Annotated in this window: 22 protein-coding genes and 1 tRNA gene; 15 read left to right on the plus strand and 8 right to left on the minus strand. The window is 59.0% G+C overall.

Annotated elements, in window-relative coordinates; all coding sequences use genetic code 11:
* Window positions 1–66 precede the first annotated feature (66 nt).
* Entirely contained in the window at window positions 67–432 is a 366-nt protein-coding gene (locus ACUNV4_RS01585) for a hypothetical protein (protein ID WP_430876728.1), read from the plus strand.
* A 69-nt stretch (window positions 433–501) separates the two neighbouring features.
* On the opposite strand, the gene ACUNV4_RS01590 is transcribed toward ACUNV4_RS01585, so the two are convergent.
* Both ACUNV4_RS01590 and ACUNV4_RS01595 read right to left on the minus strand, forming a co-directional pair.
* Window positions 502–1,011, minus strand: a complete 510-nt coding sequence (locus ACUNV4_RS01590) for a hypothetical protein (RefSeq protein WP_430876729.1) — start codon at window positions 1,009–1,011, stop codon at window positions 502–504.
* A gap of 65 nt (window positions 1,012–1,076) precedes the next feature.
* Window positions 1,077–1,493: a flagellar biosynthesis anti-sigma factor FlgM gene (locus ACUNV4_RS01595; protein ID WP_430876730.1), complete on the minus strand. Its 417-nt coding sequence runs from the start codon at window positions 1,491–1,493 to the stop codon at window positions 1,077–1,079.
* A 446-nt stretch (window positions 1,494–1,939) separates the two neighbouring features.
* Between ACUNV4_RS01595 and ACUNV4_RS01600 the strand changes: the two genes are divergently transcribed.
* From ACUNV4_RS01600 to ACUNV4_RS01625, 6 genes are all read left to right on the plus strand, one after another.
* Window positions 1,940–3,412, plus strand: a complete 1,473-nt coding sequence (locus ACUNV4_RS01600; RefSeq protein WP_430876731.1) for a sigma-54 dependent transcriptional regulator — start codon at window positions 1,940–1,942, stop codon at window positions 3,410–3,412.
* 233 nt (window positions 3,413–3,645) lie between these two features.
* Window positions 3,646–4,569, plus strand: coding sequence for a MinD/ParA family ATP-binding protein (locus ACUNV4_RS01605; RefSeq protein WP_430876732.1), 924 nt, complete (start codon window positions 3,646–3,648; stop codon window positions 4,567–4,569).
* A 13-nt stretch (window positions 4,570–4,582) separates the two neighbouring features.
* Window positions 4,583–5,311 (plus strand): RNA polymerase sigma factor FliA, encoded by a 729-nt coding sequence (locus ACUNV4_RS01610; protein WP_430876733.1) that lies wholly within the window; start codon window positions 4,583–4,585, stop codon window positions 5,309–5,311.
* Between the two features lie 10 nt (window positions 5,312–5,321).
* Window positions 5,322–5,762 carry a DUF4339 domain-containing protein gene (locus ACUNV4_RS01615; RefSeq protein ID WP_430876734.1) on the plus strand — a complete coding sequence of 147 codons (441 nt, stop codon included), beginning with the start codon at window positions 5,322–5,324 and terminating at the stop codon, window positions 5,760–5,762.
* A 135-nt stretch (window positions 5,763–5,897) separates the two neighbouring features.
* Window positions 5,898–6,758, plus strand: coding sequence for a GGDEF domain-containing protein (locus ACUNV4_RS01620; RefSeq protein ID WP_430876735.1), 861 nt, complete (start codon window positions 5,898–5,900; stop codon window positions 6,756–6,758).
* Between the two features lie 88 nt (window positions 6,759–6,846).
* A tRNA-Glu gene (locus ACUNV4_RS01625) sits at window positions 6,847–6,922 on the plus strand.
* 227 nt (window positions 6,923–7,149) lie between these two features.
* Here the strand turns inward: ACUNV4_RS01625 and ACUNV4_RS01630 are convergent.
* Window positions 7,150–10,341: an efflux RND transporter permease subunit gene (locus ACUNV4_RS01630; protein WP_430876736.1), complete on the minus strand. Its 3,192-nt coding sequence runs from the start codon at window positions 10,339–10,341 to the stop codon at window positions 7,150–7,152.
* Window position 10,342: 1 nt separating this feature from the next.
* Window positions 10,343–11,428 (minus strand): efflux RND transporter periplasmic adaptor subunit, encoded by a 1,086-nt coding sequence (locus ACUNV4_RS01635; protein ID WP_430876737.1) that lies wholly within the window; start codon window positions 11,426–11,428, stop codon window positions 10,343–10,345.
* Window positions 11,429–11,566: 138 nt separating this feature from the next.
* Between ACUNV4_RS01635 and ACUNV4_RS01640 the strand changes: the two genes are divergently transcribed.
* On the plus strand, window positions 11,567–12,502 hold the full coding sequence (locus ACUNV4_RS01640) for an alpha/beta fold hydrolase (protein WP_430876738.1): 936 nt from the start codon (window positions 11,567–11,569) through the stop codon (window positions 12,500–12,502).
* Here ACUNV4_RS01640 and ACUNV4_RS01645 read toward each other — a convergent pair.
* Entirely contained in the window at window positions 12,459–13,244 is a 786-nt protein-coding gene (locus tag ACUNV4_RS01645) for a glycerophosphodiester phosphodiesterase family protein (protein WP_430876739.1), read from the minus strand. The two genes, ACUNV4_RS01640 and ACUNV4_RS01645, sit on opposite strands and share 44 nt — an antisense overlap.
* 9 nt (window positions 13,245–13,253) lie before the next feature.
* Complete coding sequence (locus ACUNV4_RS01650) at window positions 13,254–13,550, minus strand: hypothetical protein (RefSeq protein WP_430876740.1); 297 nt, start codon at window positions 13,548–13,550, stop codon at window positions 13,254–13,256.
* Between the two features lie 289 nt (window positions 13,551–13,839).
* Here ACUNV4_RS01650 and hisN point away from each other — a divergent pair, with 289 nt between their 5' ends.
* Window positions 13,840–14,667, plus strand: coding sequence for a histidinol-phosphatase (gene hisN / locus ACUNV4_RS01655; RefSeq protein ID WP_430876741.1), 828 nt, complete (start codon window positions 13,840–13,842; stop codon window positions 14,665–14,667).
* Here the strand turns inward: hisN and ACUNV4_RS01660 are convergent.
* Window positions 14,660–16,063: an Ig-like domain-containing protein gene (locus ACUNV4_RS01660; protein WP_430876742.1), complete on the minus strand. Its 1,404-nt coding sequence runs from the start codon at window positions 16,061–16,063 to the stop codon at window positions 14,660–14,662. The genes hisN and ACUNV4_RS01660 overlap by 8 nt on opposite strands.
* 190 nt (window positions 16,064–16,253) lie before the next feature.
* Between ACUNV4_RS01660 and ACUNV4_RS01665 the strand changes: the two genes are divergently transcribed.
* The 5 genes from ACUNV4_RS01665 to ACUNV4_RS01685 all read left to right on the plus strand — a co-directional run bounded on the left by ACUNV4_RS01665 (window position 16,254) and on the right by ACUNV4_RS01685 (window position 23,238).
* The gene (locus tag ACUNV4_RS01665; RefSeq protein WP_430876743.1) at window positions 16,254–17,546 is read left to right on the plus strand and encodes a hypothetical protein; all 1,293 of its coding nucleotides are present in this window, start codon (window positions 16,254–16,256) and stop codon (window positions 17,544–17,546) included.
* Complete coding sequence (locus ACUNV4_RS01670) at window positions 17,543–18,244, plus strand: hypothetical protein (RefSeq protein ID WP_430876744.1); 702 nt, start codon at window positions 17,543–17,545, stop codon at window positions 18,242–18,244. Before ACUNV4_RS01665 ends, ACUNV4_RS01670 begins: the two co-directional genes overlap by 4 nt.
* Window positions 18,237–19,775, plus strand: a complete 1,539-nt coding sequence (pdxR, locus tag ACUNV4_RS01675) for a MocR-like pyridoxine biosynthesis transcription factor PdxR (RefSeq protein ID WP_430876745.1) — start codon at window positions 18,237–18,239, stop codon at window positions 19,773–19,775. The genes ACUNV4_RS01670 and pdxR overlap by 8 nt, the downstream gene beginning before the upstream one ends.
* A 188-nt stretch (window positions 19,776–19,963) precedes the next feature.
* Entirely contained in the window at window positions 19,964–21,763 is a 1,800-nt protein-coding gene (locus ACUNV4_RS01680; protein ID WP_430876746.1) for a Kelch repeat-containing protein, read from the plus strand.
* A 77-nt stretch (window positions 21,764–21,840) separates the two neighbouring features.
* Window positions 21,841–23,238 (plus strand): peptidoglycan-binding domain-containing protein, encoded by a 1,398-nt coding sequence (locus tag ACUNV4_RS01685; protein ID WP_430876747.1) that lies wholly within the window; start codon window positions 21,841–21,843, stop codon window positions 23,236–23,238.
* Window positions 23,239–23,303: 65 nt separating this feature from the next.
* Here the strand turns inward: ACUNV4_RS01685 and ACUNV4_RS01690 are convergent, their stop codons facing one another.
* Complete coding sequence (locus tag ACUNV4_RS01690; RefSeq protein ID WP_430876748.1) at window positions 23,304–24,011, minus strand: metal-dependent hydrolase; 708 nt, start codon at window positions 24,009–24,011, stop codon at window positions 23,304–23,306.
* A 68-nt stretch (window positions 24,012–24,079) separates the two neighbouring features.
* Here ACUNV4_RS01690 and ACUNV4_RS01695 point away from each other — a divergent pair, with 68 nt between their 5' ends.
* Window positions 24,080–24,376 carry a DUF1840 family protein gene (locus ACUNV4_RS01695; RefSeq protein WP_430876749.1) on the plus strand — a complete coding sequence of 99 codons (297 nt, stop codon included), beginning with the start codon at window positions 24,080–24,082 and terminating at the stop codon, window positions 24,374–24,376.
* Window positions 24,377–24,457: the final 81 nt, after the last annotated feature.

Here is a 24,457-nt window from a genome sequence, read left to right on the forward strand (position 1 = left end):
GCGCTGTGCTGGCGCTGCGGGGTGGGTTTGCGGTAGTCTTGCCAGAATACTGTATATAAAGACAGCTTGATGGTGATGAACGAGGCGCAACTGGCATTTCTGGAACAAATGGGAGAACGCATACCGCTGCTGTTCGACGCCATTGCCAAAGGCAATGTGAAGAGCGAGTTCATCATCGGCGTTCGAACCATCAACAGTCGGCCGGTACGGCTCAAGCTGGTGGCAGAGGTCGTGGATCCGGGCAGCAACCCGTTGGCGACTCATGGGCAGGTCCGACCGTCGCACTCGGACATGCCGTCTACCTCCACCGATGAAGCCGATGTGGCAGCAGGCGGGGCCTCAACGACGGCTGGCAGCGCCTGTTCCGGAGCTGTCAATTCCTCGGAGGTGTCGAAACCGCCAGCTGGCAGGCGGCGAACGCGCCGGCGGTGATCCGTCCTGCTGCGCAGCTCTCCTTACCCGTCCGTACAGGCAGGACGGGAAATCACGGTCAGATCTGCCTTACGTCCGGGCATGGCTCTCTTCATCGGTCCAGCCACGATTGATCATGAACAGCACCAGACCCAGAATCAGAATGGACAGCGCGGCATAGAACAGACTGCCTCCATCACTCTGACCTTCATGCAGCACCTCGACCCCCAAAGGTGAGACCAGATGGAAGAATACAGCACCGGCCATTACTGCTGAGGCCATCAGGCCCCCGTACATGTGGAACCTGCGCCGAGTAGCACCAAAGTGCGTGCCTCTCTGTCGGGCCAGCAACCACAGGACCGCCGGTAGCAGCAATACGATGGAGGTCAGCAGTTCGAAGCTGCCGATGACATAGGCCCCCAGCTCACTGAACAGATTGCCGAAGGCGGGTCCCAGAAACGTGCCCAGCCAGTCACCGATGGTGCCGAAGATGTGTTGTGTATCGGGATGCTTGCTGAACTTGTACGGAAGTGAGCCGAGAAATACATAGCACATCCACAGAACAATCAGCCAGGAAACGACTGCTCGCTGGTATTTCATCTTGGTCACCACAAAGGTCGGGGATAGTCCTTCAACAGAGTCGTTCGCTGCAGATAAGTTGCAGATCAGGCATATCGTTCGTGTTCGATGAACTTGTCGGCAACCTGCAGATAATCGATTTCGTACTCGTCTGCGGCAATCGCGGCCTTGATTCTTTCGACCTTTTCGGTATCGAAACGGCGATTGCTGACACGGGGTCCGGGGGTGGACTGCTTGCTCTCAGCCGGTTGTGCGCCGGTAGCGGTCTTGTCTTTTTCCGTTGCTTCGTCCGAGACCTTGGAAGCTGCCTTGGCTTTTACCGGTCCGGTCTTCTTCTTCGCTGGAGCCTTGCCCGCCGACTTCTCCACCGAACTGGTCGATTGTTTCTTCTTTGCTACAGGGCCTGAACTCTTCTCCGATGTAACTCTGGTTGAACGTTTCTTGCGCATCGCATCCAGTTGCGTCACATTACTTCCCGCCTTGCCGCTCTTGGATAGAGCCATGTTGTACGTCCTCGTCGCAATCCTCTGGCCCTCGCTGGAAAGAAAGTGGCCGGATTATTCTTGTTTTTATGTTTGCCGTCCGGATTACAGCAGAGCAAACCGTTTCGCAGTTCATCCTGTCCTTGAAACAGATCGTACTGACCGTATCTAGCGGTTAAGCCAAGGATCGGCGTCTGTTTTTTATTATGTAACCCCAAATGGCGGGACACACGGACAGGTCACAATGTAACAGCGCATAATTGGCGACAGGCCATCAACTTCATTTGCAAAGCGCGAAGCAGTATCAATTGTGCCATTGGTGACAGAAAGCCGGCGTTGTCAATCGAAGTGAATGTCGGCTTTTTCCGGTGTTTTGCTCGTCAAATCTTTGTCTTCTGAAAACTGTCTTCTATTCTTTGGGAGTCCTTTTTAACTTTCGACACGGCCGCAATGCGGAGAGCGTCAAAATGAGTGGAAAAAAAGAAACCCGAAAGATCCTGATCCTCGATCAGGATGCTGATAGTGCCCAACGTCTCTCTCACCAGCTTGAGTTCATCGAGTACGAGCCCAGGACACTCAGTTCTCCGGAGCTGCTGGAAAGCATGGGTGACCTGTCGGATTACTCCTCGATCCTGGTGGCCAACTTTCATGGCATCGTGGCATGGGCCGAGAAACTGCGTTCGAGTCGAGAGAACTGCCCGCCCCTGGTTCTGTTACTGGGCAATCAGCCAGCTGACATTTCCCAGGAGGAGATCGACAGCAATTTCGTCGGTTGCCTGAAATCGGATATTCGTTACGGCACCTTGTCCGACATCCTGCATCGTTCCAAGGTGCGCGGATCTGCCAATACGGCGCCAGCCAAGGAAGGCACACAGAACCCGGAGCTGTTTCGGTCACTGGTCGGTAACAGCCGGTCCGTGCAGCGAGTGCGCAAGATGATCGATCAGGTTGCGCCCACCGAGGCAACCGTGCTGATTCTGGGTGAATCCGGAACCGGCAAGGAAGTGGTGGCTCGCAACATCCACTATTATTCCAATCGGCGTAACAAGCCCTTCGTCCCCATCAACTGTGGGGCAATTCCGGGTGAGTTGCTCGAAAGCGAATTGTTTGGCCACGAGAAGGGCTCGTTTACCGGGGCTGTGGGCTCCCGTCAGGGGCGCTTCGAGCTGGCAGAAGGTGGCACGATTTTCCTGGATGAAATCGGCGACATGCCATTGACCATGCAGGTGAAGCTGCTGCGCGTCATTCAGGAACGCTCGTTCGAGCGGGTCGGTAGCAACAAGAGTATCAAGAGCGATGTGCGTATTGTCGCCGCGACACACCGCGACCTGGAAACGCTGATCGAGGACGGTCGCTTCCGGGAAGATCTGTACTATCGCCTGAATGTCTTTCCCATAGAGATGCCACCACTGAGCAGCCGCGCGGAAGATCTGCCGTTGCTGGTCAATGAACTGATCACGCGGCTGGAGCACGAAAAGAAATCCTCGGTGCGCTTGACACCCGCTGCCATGATGGCCCTGTGCAATTACGACTGGCCAGGCAATGTCCGTGAGCTGGCGAACCTGATGGAGCGCATGACCATCCTGCATCCCTACGGTGTCGTGGATGCGGCCGACCTGCCGCCGAAGATGGCGCCGCATGGCCGTGCCCTGAGCGATAGTCGGGAAGAGTCGGAGCCGGCCTCCGGCAGTGGTGGCAATGGCTTGCCGATGGTCTCCGGCATGCCGGCCGTGCCGCTCAACAACAAGCCACGCCTGCCTCGGGAAGGGATCGATCTGAAACAGCACCTGACCGATATCGAGATCAGCCTGATCGAACAGGCTCTGGACGAGTGCTCCGGTGTGGTTGCGCATGCCGCCAATCGACTGAAGATCCGGCGAACCACGCTGGTCGAGAAAATGCGTAAATACAATATTCAGCGACCTGAAGAAGTGTCGTAAGCCTGACAGGGCACAGGACGTGACCCCGCGTGCTGTGCCCGAAGCTGCGTTACGGTGGTGCCGAATCCGGGCTGATTCGGGTTGGTTCACAGATAAATTGCGGGACGCTTCCCAAAACAGGCGTTTCAACCACCACAGATAGGCTCACTGGCGGCCAGCTGGCATCCGCTGGTTCGAGACTTGCTCCCTGACACCTCGAAACCGTTTCGATACATCCGCCTGTGAATGGGGGGATGTCGACACGGACAGTCGAGGAACTCAGCGTAGATGTCAGTCTTGTCCACCATACGGGTAATTGCCCGGTGAATTTTCCGGTCTCTCCAACACTGTCGTTGAACCGACGTCCGGTTCAGACGATTGCCGTTGCCGGTGGCAAGGGCGGAGTAGGCAAGTCGAACGTGGCTGTCAATCTGGCAGCTGCATTGGGAGCAAGTGAGCACGAAGTCCTGCTGGTTGACGGCGACTTCGAACTGGGCAATATCGATCGTTTACTGAATCTGCGTCCAGCGTACACACTCAGTGATGTCTTTGCGGGCAGCTGTCGCCTGGACGACATCGTGCTGCAGGGGCCACGGGGTGTTTCGGTCATCCCCAGCGCAAGTGGTGCCATGGAGATGGCGCACCTGACCCACGTCGAACACGCCGGTCTGATCGGCCTGTTCAGCGAGCTGCCGACCAGCGCCGATACGCTGATCATCGACATTGCCACAGGCCTGTCGGAGAGCGTGATGAGCTTCTGTCGAGCGGTGCGTGAAGTCATCGTGGTGGTCGTCGACGAACCGACTGCCTTGCAGGATGCCTTTTCCACGGTTCGGGTCCTGAACGAATGCTGCCATGTGCGCCGTTTTCGGGTCGTGGCCAACAAGACAGAGAGTTCGCAACATGGTCTGGATCTGTATGCCGCGCTGAGCGACATGACAGACCGCTGTCTGGATGTGTTACTCGACTATTGCGGGTCGATTCCGCTGGACGCTCAGCTGAAGCAGGCCGTCAGTCAGCAGAGTGCCGTGGTGGATGTGTTTCCACGGTCGGCCTCTGCACTGGCCTTCAGGAAGCTGGCGACCCGCGTTGCTCGCTGGCCGCAACCACAGACGCCCTGCGGGCATATCGAATTTTTTGTAGAGCGACTGATAGAAGTCGCCGACAGTACACGGTGAGAAAAGAGTCCGTATGAATGCACACGCGATGTACAACGAAGTCACCACAGTCGATCCGGATGGCCTGGTTGCAGCCAATGCCAATCTGGTGAAGCGAATAGCGTTCCATCTGATGAATCGTCTGCCACCCAGTGTTCAGGCGGAGGATCTGATCCAGGCCGGCATGATCGGTCTGCTTGAAGCTGCCAGGCATTACGACCCCTCACAGGGTGCCAGCTTCGAGACGTATGCCGGGATCCGGGTTCGCGGGGCGATGCTCGATGAGATTCGTCGCTCGGACTGGACCCCGCGCTCGGTTCATCGAAAGTCGCGCGAAGCAGCCGAGGTACTGAGAAATGTGGAACAGACCAGCGGTAGAGAAGCCAAGGCTGCCATCGTGGCCGAGAAGCTCGGCATCGAGCTGTCCGCCTATCACCTGATACTGACCGAAAGCTCCGCCGCCCATATCTTCAGTTTTGATCAGCCCGACGAGCATACGGGTGAAACCATTGCCCTGCCGCAGAGTGCCGAGGCCAGTCCGGGCGATCAGGTCGAGTATCAGTCCTTCCGTGAAGCGCTGGCTGTATCGATCAAGAACTTACCTGAACGTGAAGCACTCGTCATGTCGCTGTACTACGATGATGATCTGAATCTTCGTGAAATAGGCGACATTCTGGGAGTCAGTGAATCCCGAGTCTGTCAGATCCATGGTCAGGCTCTGGTTCGCTTGAAGGCACGCATGACTGAATGGACAATGAAGTAGGTGAGTCGAAATGGTCGCTGATGAATCCCAATGGTATGTACAGAAAGGCTCGCGCGTGCAGGGGCCCTTTTCCACCAATGAAGTCGGACGCTTCCTGCTGTTGGGGCGGGTTCGCAACACTGACAGAGTCAGTCGGGACGGGGAGTTGTGGGAGCCGGTGACCCAGGTGCCGGAACTGATTCCCGAAGAGCTGCTGAATCTGCAGTCCGACGATGGCTGGAACCGATTTCTGAAGGTCAGGGACGGGCAGGATGAACGCCGCAGCGACAAGGATGTGGCGCTTGAGCGTCGCAGGATTCCCGATACCGTGCCACAGCAACTGCGTGACGAGTGGCAGGGCAACGCCACACCGGTATCCCAGAGTGTGCTGCCCTGGTCATTGCTGGGAATAACCCTGGCCGCTTTGTGTGTCGTGTTGTACTTGAACGCCAGCACCGGCATTGCAGGGTAGATTGTCCCTGCGGTTTGGTCCGCTGTTTGCAAGATTCTGATTCCCTGGAATCGTGAAGCGCTTGTCATGGTCGCTGTCAGTGCCAAACACTCGGCATTAACCTCATCCGATACGTTGCGCCAGCAACGCCTTGACGTGCAGCTGAGGCAGCTTGAATTCAATGCTCTGCTGCATCGCAAACTCGACCTCGAGCGCCTGTTCGAGTGTCTGTTGACCGAAGGTCAGAGTTTCGTGAAATTCGACGGCTTGCAGTATGTCGCTGCAGACCGTGGTGCCGACATCATGCTGGGGTTCACGCGTCAGTACCGGCAGCGTTTCGAACTGAAGCTCGGTGATCGCTCGCTGGGTGAAATCCTCCTGATGCGCAGCCGGGCATTCACCCCACGTGACGAGCGCGATGCCGAACGCCTGGTCGAGAGCCTGATCTATCCGCTGGAAAATGCGCTGGAGCATTTTGAAGTGCTGATGAAGGCAATGACCGACAGCACCACCGGTCTGCGTAACCAACGAGCACTGGATGAGCTGCTGCCGCGCGAGATCCGGCTGGTGCGGCGAGTGGAACAACCACTGTCCATCATGCTGCTGAGCGTCGACCATCTGGATTCGATCAGCGAAGACCATGGGGCCAAGGTGGGCGATGAGGCCTGGCATACCGTGGCGGAGACGCTGGCTGAGCGGCTGCGTCAAAGTGACCTGATCTTTCGTACCGACAGCGATGCCTTCTGCATCATCCTCAATCAGACGGATATGGAAGGGGCTCTGATCCTGGCGGAGCGCTTGCGCCAGGCAGTGGACCACTGCGTGAGCTTCGACAATGTGCAGTTCGTGCTGACGGCCAGCGCGGGGGTCACGGAGCTGGCTGCCGGGGACAATGCACAGAGTCTGATGTCTCGTACCCGCGAGGCACTGGTCGTTGCCCGTCGGGCAGGACCCAATCAGGTGCGGGCAGTTGCGGCTGAAGAAGCGGGTGAAGGAGAGGGTCCTGACGTTGCCTGAAAAAATTTTCGCAAGAAACAACACACAGCAAAAAATATCCGTATAATACGCAGCTTAACGAAGGCGTCGGCCTGGCCGACAACACAGCGTCCCCTTCGTCTAGTGGCCTAGGACACCGCCCTTTCACGGCGGTAACAGGGGTTCGAGTCCCCTAGGGGACGCCATCTTTCGTTTCTGCGAAATGTTTCGCAGATCACAGTAAGTATCAAGTGATCTGCGTAACGATGATGATGCGTCTCTTCTCCTCGATGGGCACTTGAGTCCGACACCGCTCCCTTGTTGTACAAGGTCCGAGCCCTGTCATTCCCACCCATTCATTCCGACTTTACTGCAAGTTCTGCGTTTATCGCTGCGTCTGCTCGACTATCTGCCGAGCTGGACGGGCGGATTCTCAGGTGGATGATTCGATCGAGGTGATGTGGGGGGCCTGCTGCCGATGTGCGCGTCTGCGCAACAGGCGAGAAGCCACGCGATCTCCCAGTACCAGCAGGCACGGTGTCAGAAACAATGTCAGCAGGGTCGTGAAGGCCAGGCCTCCGGCAATGGCGCTGGACAATTGCGTCCACCACTGCGTGGAGGGTGCGCCGAACGACAGCTCGCGATCGATCAGATCGACATTCATTGCCAGTACCATCGGCATCAGACCCAGAATGGTGGTGATGGCTGTCAGCAATACAGGTCGTGCCCGCACGGAGCCGGTGATCAGTGCCGCCTGAATGGCGGGAGCGCCTTGTCGCACATAGCTGTTGTAGGTATCGATCAGCACGATGTTGTTGTTCACGACAATACCGGCCAGGGCAATGATGCCGATACCCACCATGACGATGCCGAAGGTCTGGCCGGTGATCATCAGGCCGATCAGCACGCCAGAGGTGGAAAACACGATCGCTGTCAGAACCAGAAACGCCTGATAGAGACTGTTGAACTGGGTGACCAGAATCAGGGTCATCAGGAAAACGGCGGAGACAAAGGCGGTCATCAGAAAGATCATGGTTTCCTGCTGCTCTTCGGCCTCGCCCTTGAACGCGATCCTGATCTCGGGATCGGGAGACAGTTCCGACAATGTTGCCTGCAGGGTCTTCAGTTCGGTGTCAACCAGGCTGCCTTCGGCAACGTCGGCCTCCACGGTAATGACGCGGCGACCGTCGGCACGTTTGATGACGCCGGTCTTCGGGGCAGGGCTGACGCTGACGAAATTGGAAATCGGTACCATCCCGCGGGAGGTGGGGACGCGAAGCTGGCTGATCTGGTCGAGGTGGCGCAGATCGAGCGGGTAGCGAACCCGGATGTCCAGCTCGTCGGTTGCGTCATCCGGTCGATAGCCTGCCACGCGTATTCCGGTGGTGATCAGCTGTATGGCATTGCCGATCAGCGCCACATCGGCACCGTAACGAGCCGCCTGCTGACGATCGACCTGCAGACGCCATTCCACACCGGGCAGGGCGCGGTTGTCGCTGACATCCACGAAATTTCCCTGCTCACGCATGATGCGGCGCAAGTTATCCACCGTGTCGTCCATCTTGTCCGACGGTGCGCTGACCTGAATGTTGATGGGCTTGCCTCCGCCATCCGGGCCGCCTTCATTGGCTGCGAATTCCACCCGAATGCCGGCAATGTCGCTCAGTTCCTCTCGCAGCTCGGTGGTGATCTCGGCGGCCTTGCGACGCTGGTCCCAGTCGATGAATTCCAGGTTGATGGTGCCGATGGTGTCTCCACCGTCATCGTTGCCCGAGGTGCCGGTGCGGGTGTAGACGGATTCGATTTCGTCACGGTCGAACAGGCGCTGTTCCACTCGCCTCATGATCCGGTCCTTTTCGCGAATGGACAGATCACCACGCGCGTGTACCTGAATGGCCATGGATTCGGGTTCGACCCCGGGGAAGAATTCGACTCCCTTGCCGATCATGCCGTAGAGCACATAGCTGGCCACGGTGAAGGCAAGTACCGACAACAGTGTCTTGACGGGGTTGAGCAGTAGCGTATGCAGAAGAGACAGATAGCCGGCGCGTGCACGTCCACTGTCTGACGTCAGCTTCTCCAGCGTCTGCTGTTCGGGGTCGTAGATATCTTCGTGACCCTGAACCGTAGCGCCATCCGATAGTCGTGCTGCCGGGTTTTCACGACCGATGAACCTGCCGAGAACCGGAATGAAGATCAGAGCCATGGCCAGCGAGGCCAGCAGGCAGCTGATGACGGTGATGGGCATGTAGCGCATGAACTGTCCGATCAGTCCAGGCCAGAACAACAGCGGAAAGAACACGGCCAGCGTGGTGAAGGTTGAGGCGATGACCGGCCAGGCCATGCGCTTGCTGGCATTGGCATAGGCATCGGCGCTGGTCATGCCGGCGTCGATGTTGCGATCGGCCAGTTCCGAGACGATGATGGCGCCGTCCACGAGCATGCCGACCACCAGGATCAGGCTGAACAGGACCACCACGTTCATGGTGTAGCCCATGGCATTGATCACCAGGATGCCCATGAGAAAGGAGCCCGGTATGGCAAAGCCGACCAGAATGGAAGAGCGGATGCCAAGGGTGGCCATGATCACGATCATGACGAGAACGACGCCTGAGATGACATTGTTCTGCAGATCGGTCAGCATGATCTGGGTCTCTTCCGACTTGTCCTGATGAAAGCCGATATCGAGTGTGGCTGGCAGGCGCTGCTGTTCCTCGCTGACCACCTCACGGACCGCGTCAATGGTCTCGATGATGTTGGCACCAAGGCGTTTGGATATCTCCAGCACCAGTGTTGGCTGCCCGTCGAGTCTGGCAAAGCTGTCCGGGTCCTTGTAGGTGCGGCGGATGCTGGCAACATCACCGAAGGTCACCACGGCACTGTCGGTGACCTTCACCGGCAGGGTCATGACATCGGCAATGTCTTCGATGACGCCCGGTACTTTCAGAACCATGCGGCCGGCACCGGTGTCGATGGCTCCCGCTGCCACCAGCAGATTGTTGTTGCGGATCAGCGAGAACAGCGTATCGAAATCCAGGTGGTAACTCTCCATGACCAGTGGGTCGACCACGATTTCCAGTACTTCTTCCCGTTCACCGGCGATGTCTGCCTCGAGAACGCCGGGCAGGGCTTCCAGTTTGTCCTTCAGGTTGCGGGCAATGCGTATCAGGGTGCGCTCTGGCAGGGGGCCGGACAGGCTGATGTTGAGTACCGGAAACAGCGCGATGTTGACTTCATTGACGCTGGGCTCGTCGGTGGCTGCCGGCAGGCTTGATCTGGCCACATCCACGCGTTCGCGTACATCGGCCAGGGCCTTGTCGCCATCGAATCCGGCATCGAACTCCAGCAGCACGGAGGCGTGACCTTCGCCAGCGGTGCTGCTCATTTCCTTGACTCCGCTGATGCTCTGCAGCTCCTTCTCCATGGGGCGAACCAGCAGTCGCTCGGCGTCGTCGGGGGAGATGCCGTCGTGAGTCATCGATACATAGATGATCGGAATCGGTACATCAGGTTCGGATTCCTTGGGGATGCTGGCATAGGCCACGATACCGCTGGCCATCAGGAACAGCATCAGCATGATGACCGTGCGGCTGCGGTCGAAGGCAGCATCGATGAGCGCGTACATGTCAGTTCGTGTCGCTGGCGGCTGGCTGATCCTGCGCCTGTGCCAGGCGAGTCTGGACCTCTTCGCCCAGAGCGACAAAACCCTGCCCCAGGGTGATGATGCGTGTCTGTGCCGGAATGCCGCTGACCCAGGCACCATCCAGCGATGTACTGACCAGCTCGATGGGCAGGAAGTAGACCCGGTTGTCGGCATCCACCGCCTTGATGCCGAGTTCGCCATCGTCTCCCAGTGACAGGGCAGAGGGTGTGATGAAGGCCGCCTCGATCTGCTCCACGGGTATCGTCAGTGTGGCGCTGATACCGGCAGCCAGAGCGGCTTTTGGATTCTCGACACGGGCTTCGACCCGGAAACTGCGCGTTTGGGGATCGGCGATGGACGAGATATAGGTCAGTTTGCCCGGCAGGGATTCACCGGTGATCAGATCGACACTGACATCCTGGCCGATCAGCAGTGACGAGACGGCCTGCTGCGCGGCTTGGGCGGTGACATCGAAGGCGCTGTTGTCGACCAGCTCGGCAATCACGTCGCCGCGTTCGATGAGCTCCCCGCGTTCCACCGGCAGATCATTCACGAGAGCGTCGAAGGGTGCGGCAATGGTCGTACGGCTGATGTCCAGTTCGATGTTGTGCAGCTGGGCCAGGGCAGACTCCAGAGCCGCTTCCGCCTGCTCGGTCTGCACTTTCGACTGCAGGCGCTGGCGTCGCAGGGTCTCGGCCGCTTCCTGTTCGCTGCGCGCACTCTTGACGCGGGCCGATGCTTCGGCGAGCGTGTTCAGGCGACTCCCCGGATCAAGCTGCACAAGTGCATCGCCACTGCTCACCTGGACACCCTTGCGAACCAGCAATTGCTCGACCCTGCCGCTGGTTTCGGCCTTGACCTGCAGATAGCGTGCGGGTTCCAGCTCTCCTTGCAGGGAGATCTTGCGCGCCATTTCCTGCAGTTCGACCGTCTCGATCTCCACCGTCATCAAGGGGTCAGGCTTGGTTTCGTCCGCTACCGAGGAGTCCTCGGATTGCAACAGGCCGGTGGCCATCCATAAGCTCAGGACGATAACAAGGGTCCCGGCTGCGAGCCACGACTTTTTCACGATCCTTACTGCTCCTTCGGCGTATCCGTTACAGTATAGTGGTTGTTTGACAGTGCAGGAGCCGTCTTGACGTGTTACAAGCGATTCATGCCCGTGCCATGTCAGGCAAGCGCAAGCGCTTGAAAGGACAGTTCGATGATGTCTGAGTCGTCATTCCGCAGTGCTCTGCAGCCGTTGGCGCGCTACGCCACGCTGTTGCTGCTTTGCCTGCTGCAGGCATGCGCGACCCCGACCAACAAGCTGGATGAACTGGCGCAGAGTCAGGGTTTCGAACGCTCCGAGCTGCTGGCTGAAGGCTACCGTTTGCTGGTGTATGACAATGCTCGGGCCCGAAGCGATGCCAGGGCTCGACGCTCGTCAGCCGATAGCGCGATCCTGCATGTCTATCTGGAAGGCGATGGGTCACCCTGGACGCATCGCACCATTGTCATGGCCGATCCCACGCCAAGGCGTCCGCTGATGCTGCGATTGATGAAGCTGGACCGGGAGGCCGCCGTCTATCTGGGGCGCCCCTGTTACAACGGCACGTCCAGTGACGATGGCTGCGACAGTTCTCTGTGGACCTCCGGTCGCTACTCTCGAACGGTGATCGACAGCATGGCCTCCGGTCTGCGGGTTCTGGCTCACCGTTACGGCGCCAGTGAACTGTGGTTGATGGGGCACAGTGGCGGTGGGGCGCTGGCCATGCTGCTGGCGCGCGAGAACCCGATGGTGACGCGAGTGGTCACGATTGCCGGAAATCTGAATACCCGTGCGTGGACCGCGCACCACGGTTATACCCCTCTGTACAGTTCGATCAACCCGGCCGATCTGCCGCCGATTCGTGATGAAGTCTGGCAATGGCATTTTCTGGGAGGGCAGGATGCCGTGATTCCGCCACCGCTGGTGCGGCGATTCATCATGCAGCAACCGCAGGCCAGCGGCTTTCTGATGAAGCAGTTTTCACACGGTTGTTGCTGGCATCTGCTATGGCCACGCATGCTGAAGGCGCTGGAGCAGGACGACCCCGGATTGATTACCGGTGCTCAGTTCAAGTACCGAGATACTCTGCTAGACGCTTCGGATAGTCGGTGAAAATGCCATGGACTCCGGCCGTGGCATCGTGCTCGGCGCTCTGCTCACCACTGATGCCGAGTAGCCGCGCAGCCTGCTCCGGGTCATTCACGGTGTAACAGTAGATACCGAGACCGGCCTGACGCAGTTCGCGTGTCTGCTGCGGCGTCAGGCTTGCGCCATCACAATGAATGTTGCGGCAGCCGTAGGTGTCTGTCAGTGCCTGCCAGTCATCGGGGATGGCACCGACCAGCAGGCCACGAGGGGTGTCCGGCAGACGTTCCCGGGCCATCGCCAGTGAGCTCCAGCTGAAACTGGAAAATACCAGTGGCAGATGCGCAGGCCAGCGTTCTTCCACCAGTGCGCAGATGGCGTCGACGGTTTCGCGTTCCAGACCCTTGCGCGGTTTGATTTCCAGGTTCAATCCCAAGCCGCGTGCCTGCAGCAGGTCGAAAACGGCAGTCAGCCGAGGCAGTGGTTCGCCGGAGTATCCGGGCATGCCCTTGCCGGCATCCAGCAGGTCGAGCTCGGCAGCGCTGTGTTCGCACAGCAGGCCCTGACCACTGGTGCAACGATCGAGTTTGTCGTCGTGGTGTACGAAGGGGATTCCGTCGGCGCTGATCGACACATCGATTTCGACGCAGCTCGCACCGTGGTCGGCTGCCAGTGACAGGGCTGCCAGTGTGTTTTCAGGGGCATCACCCGAGGCACCGCGGTGGGCGATGATGCGGGCAAGCAGGGCCGGGCCGGTGGCGTCGGACATGGGGGCGGATCAGTTCGGTTGTTCTGGGCTGTGTAGTGTAATCGCCTCTCGTTCGACGCGCCATTCACGCTGCGACTGGCTGCGCAGATAGTCCTGTCGCAGACGCTCGTATTCCAGGTACTCACGGGCAAAGGTGCGCGTGCAGAAATCGTCCAGACGATTCAGTTTGCAATCTTCCTGACGCAGCATCTCATAGGCAATCTGAGTCAGATTGACATGGGCGCAGCCACCGGTGAGCGGCACTACGGTTGCCAGCGCCAGTGCGCCGAGCATGAACGGATTCTGTGGTCGTCTTGTTGCGATCATGTCGTGTACGGAAAAACTTGCCGGTCTCGGGGTATAGGCAGTACGCCGAATCAAATCAAGCTGACAGACCCGGCAGATAACGGTATTTCGCAAGCCGCCGGGTTATCAGGCTGCAGCCGACGGGTTCTTGCGACACCGACTCTGGCAGTCGAACAAAAGTGCAGCGGGTCCTGATTCGCCGTTCCTGTTGGCGGTGTGAGATCATGCCTCGGATTCAAGGCAAGACCGTCGCCATCCTCGGCATTCCTGACGGTTGTTTACGGTTACTCGAACTGCGACTGCACAAACAATGAACCTGATCAAGAATTCACCGGTGGACGTACCGCCGGAAATGCTCGCACAATTGATGGCTGCTGCGGAACGCGCAGCGCAAGCAGCCGGCGAGGTCACTCTGCGGTATTTTCGCGCCGACATGCAGATCGACAACAAGGCAGGGGAGCGGGCCTTCGATCCGGTTACCGAGGCGGATCGTCAGGCAGAGCTGGCCATCCGCGAGTGTCTGCTCAGCGAGTTTCCCGATATCGGCTTTCATGGCGAAGAGCATGCAGCCGTGCTCGGTGACAGTGGCTTGACCTGGGTCGTGGACCCCATCGATGGTACTCGAGCCTTCATGAGTGGCATGCCGATGTGGGGTACGCTGATCGGTCTGTTCAATGGTCAGGATGCAATACTGGGTGTCATGGATCAGCCGTTTCTGGGCGAGCGCTATCTGTCGGTCGGTGGTCGATCATGGTTGCAGAGTCGGGATCGGCGAACCGAACTGAAGACACGCCAGAACGTATTGCTGGACAGTGCCACTCTGTACTGTACGACGCCGGACATGTTCGATACCGCTGACTCGAAAGCGGCCTTCCTGCGAGTCAGGGACGAGGCTCGTCTGTCGCGTTATGGTGGGGACTGTTACGCCTATGCCTTGCTGGCTTCGGGCTTCGTGGATGTCGTGCTCGATTGCGACCTGCAGCCCTACGATATTCTGGCGCTCATTCCGCTGATCGAGGCTGCGGGCGGTGTGGTCAGCAACTGGGAAGGCGAGAGCGCCGTGGACGGTGGCTTCGTCATCGCCGCAGGCTCGGCCGAACTGCATCGGCAGACCCTGCGGCTGTTGCAGACTATCTGATATCCAGCTGGAAGGCGTCGCTGACTGTTCCACCCTTGCCATCGCTGGCATTGACACGAACCAGCCAGCGACCCTGGTTGCTGCGACCAGACTCACCACTGATGACGCCCTTGGTGCTGATCTCGACATCGTCGGGCAGGCCTTCGGCACTGAATTCCAGGGTATCGCCGTCAGGGTCGCTGAAGAATCTGCGAATGTCGTATTTGAATTTCTTGCGTACGATGCGATTGCTGATATCCGAAACCCGGGGCGCCGTGTTGTCCGGGTCGGCATCGGGTTCGACCACGCTCAACAGGAATGCATCACTGATGGATTCGAGCCCATCGCTGACCAGCAGTTCGATGCGGTATCTGCCGATGTCTGTCAGGTTCGGCTCGGCGCGCAGCAGGCCGGCGGGGCTGAGTGTGATGTTGCCGGAAGCGGGCAGTTGCTCTGCCGGAATGAAGAACGTCAAGGTGTCACCGTCCGGATCGCTGAAGTAGATCGACAGATCGAGCAACTGTGCCTCGGGGCTGCTTGTCTCGATGCCGGCCGTCACCGTCAGGCTGGTATCCGGTACTGCCTGCAGACGAACCGGAGCTTCGTTGTCTGCGGCGACGCGCAATACGGCCGTGCCCGTCACCTGGTGCAGGCCATCGGTCACCGAGTAGACAAATCGATCTTCAGCGAAGCCTCTGGCATCGAGCGGGATATCGCTGCGCGGCTCGTACAGGAAGCCGCCATCCGGATCGAAGGAGAATTGTGCGGCATGGGCGGGCTGAGTGATGATGCCGCTGACCGTGAGTGCCGAGTTGCGCACATCGTCATCATCCTTGTCATTTGCCAGCAGACTGTTGCCGGCATCAGCCGCTACAACCAGTACTTCTCCCGGAATCGCCAGGTAGTTGTCATCATCTGCCGACGGGGCCTCATTGATCGAGAGTCCACAGAACAGTTGCTGTCGTTCGAGCACCGTGCCATCCGACCGGTTCGCCAACAGGCGGTAGCTCAGTGCCACCGGTGCGCGTAGCGAGGGCAGTTGCAGCGTAAAGCTGGTGGCACTGTCTTCACTGCTGGTCTCATCGATGGCGAAGCTGCAGTTGTTGCGATCACTACAGGCGTCGTTCAGCGAATCAACGGCAAGTTGTTCATCAAAGCCGTTGAAGGCGTTGCATCGCCCCTGTACGTCAGTGCCGTCAATTTCCCAGCGCCAACCGGTCAGTTCCGCGCCTTCGCCTGCAAGTGGTGCCGTGAGTGGCACGTTCTCGGTGAGGGGCAGGGCTTCGCCATTGCGCAGGCTGGCAGTGACAGTTGCCCCCTGGACTCCGGTAGAATCTACCCAGTCGCAGCCGGCAAGGCTGAACAGCAACAGGACGAGAGGCAGTCGGCCTGTAATGGCGCTGGCGTAGTGGTTCATTGCTGAGTGTCCGGAGGCTCATCGGGTGAGATGTGCAGCTTAGTGAGCTGGCCTGAAATGTCCGTGGCCCTCCTCTCAAAGTCGTCGAGCTGCAAAATGAGACCATGGTCCGGTTTGGGGAATTGCTGGTCCGGTCTCAGTTGTGTTGCCAGTATGAAACCCGCAAACTGGGCGCTTGATTGATTGACCGATGAATATCGAAACCCGAGACGAGACATTCACCCGCAGCCGTAGCACCTGGTTGGTTCTGACCATTGCTGCGTTGTTGTGGGTGGGCCTGTGCTTCTGGGCTGTCAAATCGATCGGTTTTACCGGTAATGCCGTGCCCGAATCCGATCAACAGCGTGTCACTACGGACAGCGGCCAGGTCGACAGTGATGCACAGGCAGCCGAACAGGCCTTGCTGGCGCTGGAAGCCGAGGAAGAGCGCCGCTTGCAGGCCCAGGCGGCTGCCGCCGAGCAGCGACAGCTGGCGGCGGCCAGGGCTGAAGAGCAAGCGCGTCTGGACGCTGAGGCGGAAGCCGCAGAGCGCGCCAGGCTGGCTGCGGTGGCACAGGCGAGACAACAGGCCTTGCTGGCCGAAGAGGCGGCGCGCGCGGAACGTGAACGCCTGGCAGCGATCGCCGCCGAGGAACAAGCCGCGGAACAGGCGCGATTGGCTGCGGAGGCCGAAGCGGCGGAGCAGGCGAGGTTGGCTGCAGAGGCGGCGGAACAGGCACGACTGGCTGCGGAGGCAGAGGCGGCGGAGCAGGCACGACTGGCCGCGGAGGCCGAAGCGGCGGAACAGGCACGACTGGCCGCGGAGGCAGAGGCGGCGGAGCAGGCACGACTGGCTGCGGAGGCAGAAGCGGCGGAACAGGCACGACTGGCTGCGGAAGCAGAAGCGGCGGAACAGGCGCGACTGGCTGCGGAGGCAGAGGCGGCGGAACAGGCACGACTGGCCGCGGAGGCAGAGGCGGCGGAGCAGGCACGACTGGCCGCGGAGGCCGAAGCGGCGGAGCAGGCACGACTGGCCGCTATCGAGGCTGAAAGGGAGCAGGCGGCTCAGAGTGCCATTGATGAACGTGCCAGGCAGGCGGCTGCGGCTGAAGCCGCACGAGTGGCGGCCGTTGCCCGGCAGTTGCGACGGTATGAGAACCTGAGAGAGCGAGAGCTGCAGGTGCTGGATGGACTGTCGAGTCGCATTCGCTTCGAACCGGGCTCTGCCACGGTTTCACGCGATATCGAACGCTTGCTGGATGACATCTTCAATCCGCTCTATCTGTACTCTGACCTGCCTGTGCTGGTCTCGGTGGCCGGCAATGAGTACGATGGTGTCACGAGCGATGGTCTGTTGAGTCGAGATCGTGGGCGGGCCATCGCATCCTATCTGATCAATCGCGGCCTGGAGAAGGACAGGTTCCGCATTCTTATCGAGTCCGGGGAAGACCTGGTATCCGGCACTCACCGTGTCAGAGTGTCTGCAGAGGAAGTTCGTCAATGAGTGTCGATTCACCCCTAGCTCTCTTGTCCAGTCTGGTCGCCGTTACCCTGCTGGGCATCATCATGGGATATTGTCTGGGGCTGCTGCGTTCCAAGCGAAGGGCCCGCCAGGCCATCCAGACCGCGCGACAGGAACTGGCGAAATCGCGATCGACCGTGGAGGTGGATCTGGGTTCGGCTCGTGCCGTCATTGTGGATCAGCGTCAGGCTCTGGCCATGGAGCGAGAGAGAACGCAAAAGGCCTTGAAGCGGGAGTCTGCACTGGAGCTGCATTCTCAACTGCAGGCACAGCGGATTCAGACGCTGGAGTCGCAGGTAAGGTCCTATGAGGATCAACAGATTCGGCTGAAGCGCGATTTCGCGAGCTACAAGTCCAACAAGTCCAGAGAACTGGAGCTGGCCAAGAACAAACCGGACGCCTGGTCCAGTGCCAACGAGTTACCCGTGTTGCAGAAGCGCATCGTCGATCCTGCGGTTCGGCGGAACAGACAGGCCTCGGTGCATGCGATCGATACTTCTCGCAACGAACAGGAGCAGCTTGCCCGGAGTACACAGCGTTCCGGTCGTGGACTGAGTTCGCCATTGTCCAGAGAACTGGAGATACCGGCGCTGTCGGAATCGGAATTGCCTGACTCGGTGGAGGACCTGGATTTCGAACTGCTGGATCAGGATGCCAACGGAGAGGTGACTCGTGGTTAGAACACATGAAAAGCCCATGTGGCATCAGCTGATCAAGCTGGACTCCGGCAGCGGCCAGAGTCTGCAGGCACAGCTGCGCCAGGCGCTGGTCAAGGCGATACTCGATGGTCGCATTCCGGTGAATGTGCCCCTGCCTTCATCTCGGGAACTGTCCCGTCAGTTGAGCGTTGCACGCAACACCGTAGTGCTGGCCTACCAGCATCTGATCGATGAAAACTATCTGCAGTCGCACGAGCGGCGTGGCTACTTCGTCAATCCGGATATCCTGGATGGCCGAGTCGAAACACCGCGGCCGGATCCTTCCCCGGGCAAGCGTGTCGGCTTTCGCGACCTGTCTGCCGAACGGGGTCCCGATGTGGTTCTCGACCTGCTGGATCAACGCAGTATCAACAGGCCACTGGAGTGGCGGCGGTACGAATACCCCTTCATCTACGGTCAGGCGGATGCCTCGCTTTTTCCCGTCAACGACTGGCGAGAGGCCTGTCGACTGTCGTTGCGTGTGGATGCCATCAGTCGCTGGACCCAGGATCGGGTAGATCATGATGATGAGCTGCTGGTAGAACAGATACACACACGAGTACTGCCAAGGCGAGGCGTCTGGGCGGAAAAGGATGAGATCCTGATCACCTCGGGTGCACAGAATGCTCTGTATCTGATTGCGCAGTTGTTGCTGGACAAGGACAGTACCGTCGGCATCGAAGATCCCTGCTACGTGGATGCACGCAATATCTTCAGCCTGTGTACTCGTCATCGTGAGTTGTTTCCGGTGGGAGAACGGGGCGTTGAAACAGACGAGCGACTCAGCCGTTGCAAGATGATCTACGTCACGCCGAGTCACCAGTGTCCGACCACCACAACCATGCCACTGGAGGTACGCAAGAGCCTGCTCGAGCAGGCGGCCCGCCATGACGTGACCATCGTGGAAGATGATTATGAGAGTGAACTCAACTTCGTCGGCAAGCCTACGCCGGCTCTGAAGAGCCTGGATTCCGAACACCGTGTGATCTATGTGGGCAGCCTGTCAAAGACGCTGGCCCCCGGGCTGCGTGTCGGTTTCATGGTGGGGCCGAAGAAGTTCATCCAGCAGGCAAGGGCGCTGCGTCGTCTCATGTACCGTCATCCGCCATCGAACAACCAGCGAACCGTCGCACATTTTCTGTCGCTGGGGCATCACGATTCCGCTCTGCTGCGATTGTCGCAATCGTTCAAGGCGCGGTGGCAGATCATGGATGAAGCCTTGAAGCGTCATGATGTCTTTTCGTCACTGAAACCGACCTTTGGCGGCTCCGCGTTCTGGGTGCAATTGCCGGAATCGGTGTCGGCCCGCGAGCTGGAAGTGCTGGCTGCGAACAATGGCATCATCATCAATGCCGGAGACCATTACTTTGCCAGTCGCGAAGGGCCTGGCAATTTCTGCCGTCTGGGTTTTTCCTCGATTCCGGAAGATCGCATCGAGGCGGGCATCGACAAGTTGGCCGGGCTGGTGAGGTCATTGGCCGAGGATGGCAGGCAGCGCCCCTACTCGAGTTGACAGGCGGCCAGGCAGGTAGATGGTCGGGTAGTCAGGTAGCTGGATGGTCAGGTAGTCGGGTCATCCAGCTGCCAATCGGCCACCGGTCCCTGTCCTTCTCTGCATTTTCAGGATTCCCGGGTCTCGGCAGTTGTCCCGGGCCGGTTTTTTGCTAAGTGCAGTGACTGGACCCTTCGAATCTGTCGACCATGCAGCTCCTTCCTGCCTCTCGCCTGTACCTGCTGCTCGCTACCGCATTGTTCGGTAGTGGTGCTATCGCTGACACCCTGGCGAATACTTCGTGGAAATCGATTACCACCAGCGACGACAGTTTTGCCACGAAGCGCCATGAAGCGGCAGCCGTGGCGGTGGACGGCAAGTTGTATCTGATGGGCGGCAGGGGGAGCAGGCCGATCGAGGTCTATGACTCGAGTACGAAGCGATGGCGGGTGATCGGCAACCCACCGGAGGAACTGCATCACTTTCAACCGGTTGTCATCGGCAGCAAGATCTACGTGATCGGTGCATTCACGTGTTGCTATCCGGACGAGCCGAGTGTCCAGACGATCCATGTTTTCGATACAGCCACCGAACAATGGTCCACCGCAGGCAAGATACCGAGCAATCGTCTGCGAGGATCGGCTGGTGCCGTCGTGCATGATGGCGAGATCTATCTGGTGGGTGGCAATACCCAGGGGCATGATGGTGGCGCGGTAAACTGGTTCGATCGCTATGACCCGGTCAGCAAGGACTGGGATACCTTGCCGAATGCGCCACATGCACGCGATCATTTCATGGCGGTGATCGTCGATGGAAAGCTGGTCGCTGCGGCGGGCAGAGAATCCGATCAGCCCAATACCTTCGACGACGCGGTCAGGCAAACCGATGTCTATGACTTCTCCACCAATAGCTGGAGTACCGGTGCGAACATCCCGACCGTCAGAGCGGGTGTGTTTGCGGCACCTGCAGGTAATGAGGTACTGGTGGCGGGAGGCGAGATCGATACCAGCGGTGTGGCTCTGGATGTTACCGAAGCCTACAACGTCAAGACCAATAGCTGGCGTACCTTGAAGTCACTGCTGCAGGCCCGCCACAGTGGTGGCAGTGCGACGATAGGTTCGCAATGGCATGTCGTTTCCGGCAGTGTCAGAAAGGGCGGCGGTAACAACAACGAAACCGTGTCCCACGAGGTTCTGGAGCTGAGCGTCGAGACGGATTCTGACGGAGACGGGTTGAGTGATACAGATGAAGAAGCCATTTACAACACCGACCCGACCGACCCGGACAGCGACGATGACGGCGCCAATGATGGCGATGAAGTGGATGCCGGCAGTGATCCCGGTGATCGAGACAGTGATGATGATGGCCTCGAGGACGGGGCTGAAATCCATGATCATCTGACCAGCCCCATACTGGCTGACACGGATGAAGATGGCCTGAGTGATGGTGATGAAGTGTTGCTCTGGAACACCAATCCGTTGTTGCAGGACACGGACAATGACGGTCTGGACGATGCGGATGAAATCGACCGTGGCACGCTTGCCGATGTGGCGGACACGGATGCAGACGGGCTTGATGATGGCGCTGAAATCATTGCGGGTACCGATCCGCTGAACCCCGATACCGACGAAGACGGCCTGTCCGACTCGGAGGATCCTGCACCACTGGTACCTCGAACCGTGGAACCGGAAACCACGGGTGGAGGTGAAACCGGCGGTGACTCGGGCGCGGACACGGGAACGGATTCCGGTACGGGAGAGGGTGCTGGTGATGGCTCCGACAGCGGGGGTAGTGGTGTTGATTCAGGCAATGATTCGGGCAGCGATTCAGGCAGTGATGGCGATGAATCGGCAGCTCGCAGTGGTGGAGGTGTGGTGGCCGGTCTGCCGCTGCTGTTGCTGCTGCTCTGGCTTGGCCGCCTGATCGAGCGCCAGGGCTGCGAAGGCAGCGGGCCGTCAAATTATCGACGAATCAAGCGTCGAACGGCTCCCATCGGCAAGAAACGTTGAATATTGTCCGTCGGCATACGACAATCAGTACTTGATGCCGTGAGGCAGTGCTTTCGACTTAACTGGAGTCATTCATCGTGCGTAAACTGACCATGTCCCTGTTGGGCGTCATGAGTAGCTGTCTGGCTATTCTGCCGGCTACCGCCCAACAGGCAGACAGTAATCTGGTACTGCCGGATGCCAAGCCTGGCGAGTGTTATGCGAAAGTCATTACACCCGCACGTTTCGAGACTCGTACCGAAGAGGTCGTTGTTCAGGAGGCTTCCGAACGTATCGAAACTCAGGAAGCCGAGTATCAGAGTGTCGAGGAACAGATAACCGTCAAGGAGGCTTCACAGGATATCGACGTGACGCCCGCCGCCTTCATCCGCGAGACCGAATCGGTGGAAACACGGGCGGCAGAGCTCGTCTGGGTGAACGGCAGCGTCGACAGTGGGCAGCCTGTCAGTCCGGAGGCTGTCGAACAGATTGCCAGTTCCGGTGTGGACACAGCGGCCGTGGAGCCGGGTAGCTGCTTCGTGGAATACTACACCGAGGCACAGTACCGTACCGAATCGGTGCGTGTGCTGGTCAAGGAAGCGACACAGAGTATCGAAATCGTTCCTGCCCGTTTCGAAACGGTGGCAGAACGCGTGGTTGTCAAGGAAGCATCCAGTGAAGTGGTGGATGTGCCGGCGGTCTATCGTACCGTGACCGAATCGGTGCTGGTCGAGCCGGCCCGCAGTGTGTGGCAGGAAGACTGTGGTGTGGTCGAACAGGTCGACAATGCCACTGGTGAGGTGATGTGTCTGGTCGAGCTGCCGGCTCGCTACGAGACCTTGACCAAGACGGTACTGGACAAGCCGGCAACCACCAAGACCATCAACATCCCTGCCGAATACAAGACTGTCGAGGTGGAGAAGCTGGTCAGCCCGGCACGGGAGGAAAGGGTGGATGTACCGGCGGAGTACACCACGGTGGAACGGCAGGTGAAGGTGTCCGATCCTGCCTTTTTCTGGTTGGCCAAGGATGAGCAGGCAGATTCGAATGCCATCGCGACCGGCCGCGAGATCTGTCTGAATCAGCGCCCGGCCGAGAAGGTCGATGTGGTGCGTGAAGTGGTCAGCACGCCTGCGGTGGCCAGTCCGCGAGAGGTCCCTGCGCAGATCGAATCCATCGAGGTGCAGCGTCTGCTTTCACCGGCATCGGAGCGACGCATCCAGATTCCGGCACGGACCAGAACGGTCAGCAGTCAGGTAGAGGTCGCACCGGCGAAGGTCGAATGGGTTCAGGTACTGTGCCAGGTGAACATGACTCGCGACATCATCACCCGATTGCAGGAGGCACTCAAGCGTGAAGGGTATGATCCGGGTCCGATCGACGGATTTGTCGGGCAGGGAACCCTGAGAGCGATGGAAGAATATCAGGCGGCCGAAGGGATCAACGGTGGCGGTATCACACTGGAGCTACTGAAGCATCTGAAGGTGGAGACCTGAGCGACTCGGTTTGAACGATCCGGTTTGACTCGGCGAGGCCGCCTGATTGATCGGGCGGCCTGCTTTCAGAGATTGTCCCAGATCCAGTCGGGCAACAGGGCGGGTCGCCAGTCGGTATACAGTGCCTGCCACTGGTTCCAGGCGATGTCCCAGGGCGCTGTCCAGAACCAGGCAACCAGCGTGATGAATATCACCAGGCAACTGGCTGGCAGTTGTTGCAGATCCAGTGGCTTGATGGCGCTGCCGAAGGAGCGGCGCACACGCACCCCCGTGAAATCGACGCTGTAGAGCTCGTCCAGTATCAGGTGGATGAGATAACCCAGTGTCATGAAGATGCCCAGCAGCCAGCTCTGCAATTCACTGGTTTCCATCTGCTGCCAGGCGATGGCACACATCAGCACACCCGCCATGATGGCGGCGATCAGCGAGTGCAGGATGCCGCGATGCCGAGTGACGGAGTGGAACAGCCACCAGACGGGAAATCTCACGAGCAGGAAGACGGTAATTGCCCCGAGCCAGAGCTCCAGACCCGTGAATCCATCGACGTTGGCAAACAGCCAGACCAGTGCGGCGATGGTTCCCAATCCGGAAAACAGGGCACGAGACGGTTGTGATTGCTTGAGATCGATGTCGGGAATGATGCCGCCGATCATGCCGGCTATCGTCAGCATCAGACCATCTGTCATGCCCAGTGACAACAATTTGGTACAACAGGTCGCTCCAAGGCTGACAACGGCTGCTGCGCCAAAAATGTGTGTGTTAAAGTCGGCCACTATCGGGTTTCCTAAATGAGGTCGTCGTGCTGGTAACTTTCAGGACAAGCGCATACTCGGACATAACCATGTTCGGAACGGCGGCAGTATCACTGCTGAAGCTGATGGGACAAAGCGGCAATGTGCCGGGTGCCATACTGGCCGCGGACGTACCGCAGGCGTTGAAGACTTTACACGAAGGTCTGGCGAAGTTGGAAGCCGAGGAGTTGAATCCGGGGTCCGCCGATGCGGAAGAGAACTCTCAGGGGGGCTTCGATGATGAAGAGCAGGAAGCGCCGGTTGCCCTGCATACGCGCGCGGGTCCTCTGATCAGTCTGCTGGAAGCTGCCGCTGCAGCCGATGAAAGCGTGCTCTGGGATAATTAGCCTCATTGAAGCCTGATACGATCGGGACCGTGATCGTATCAGGCAAACGCCCGGATGCTGGCTCGACACCGGGCAGGCGTT

It is taken from the genome of Granulosicoccus sp. 3-233 (genome assembly GCF_052681095.1).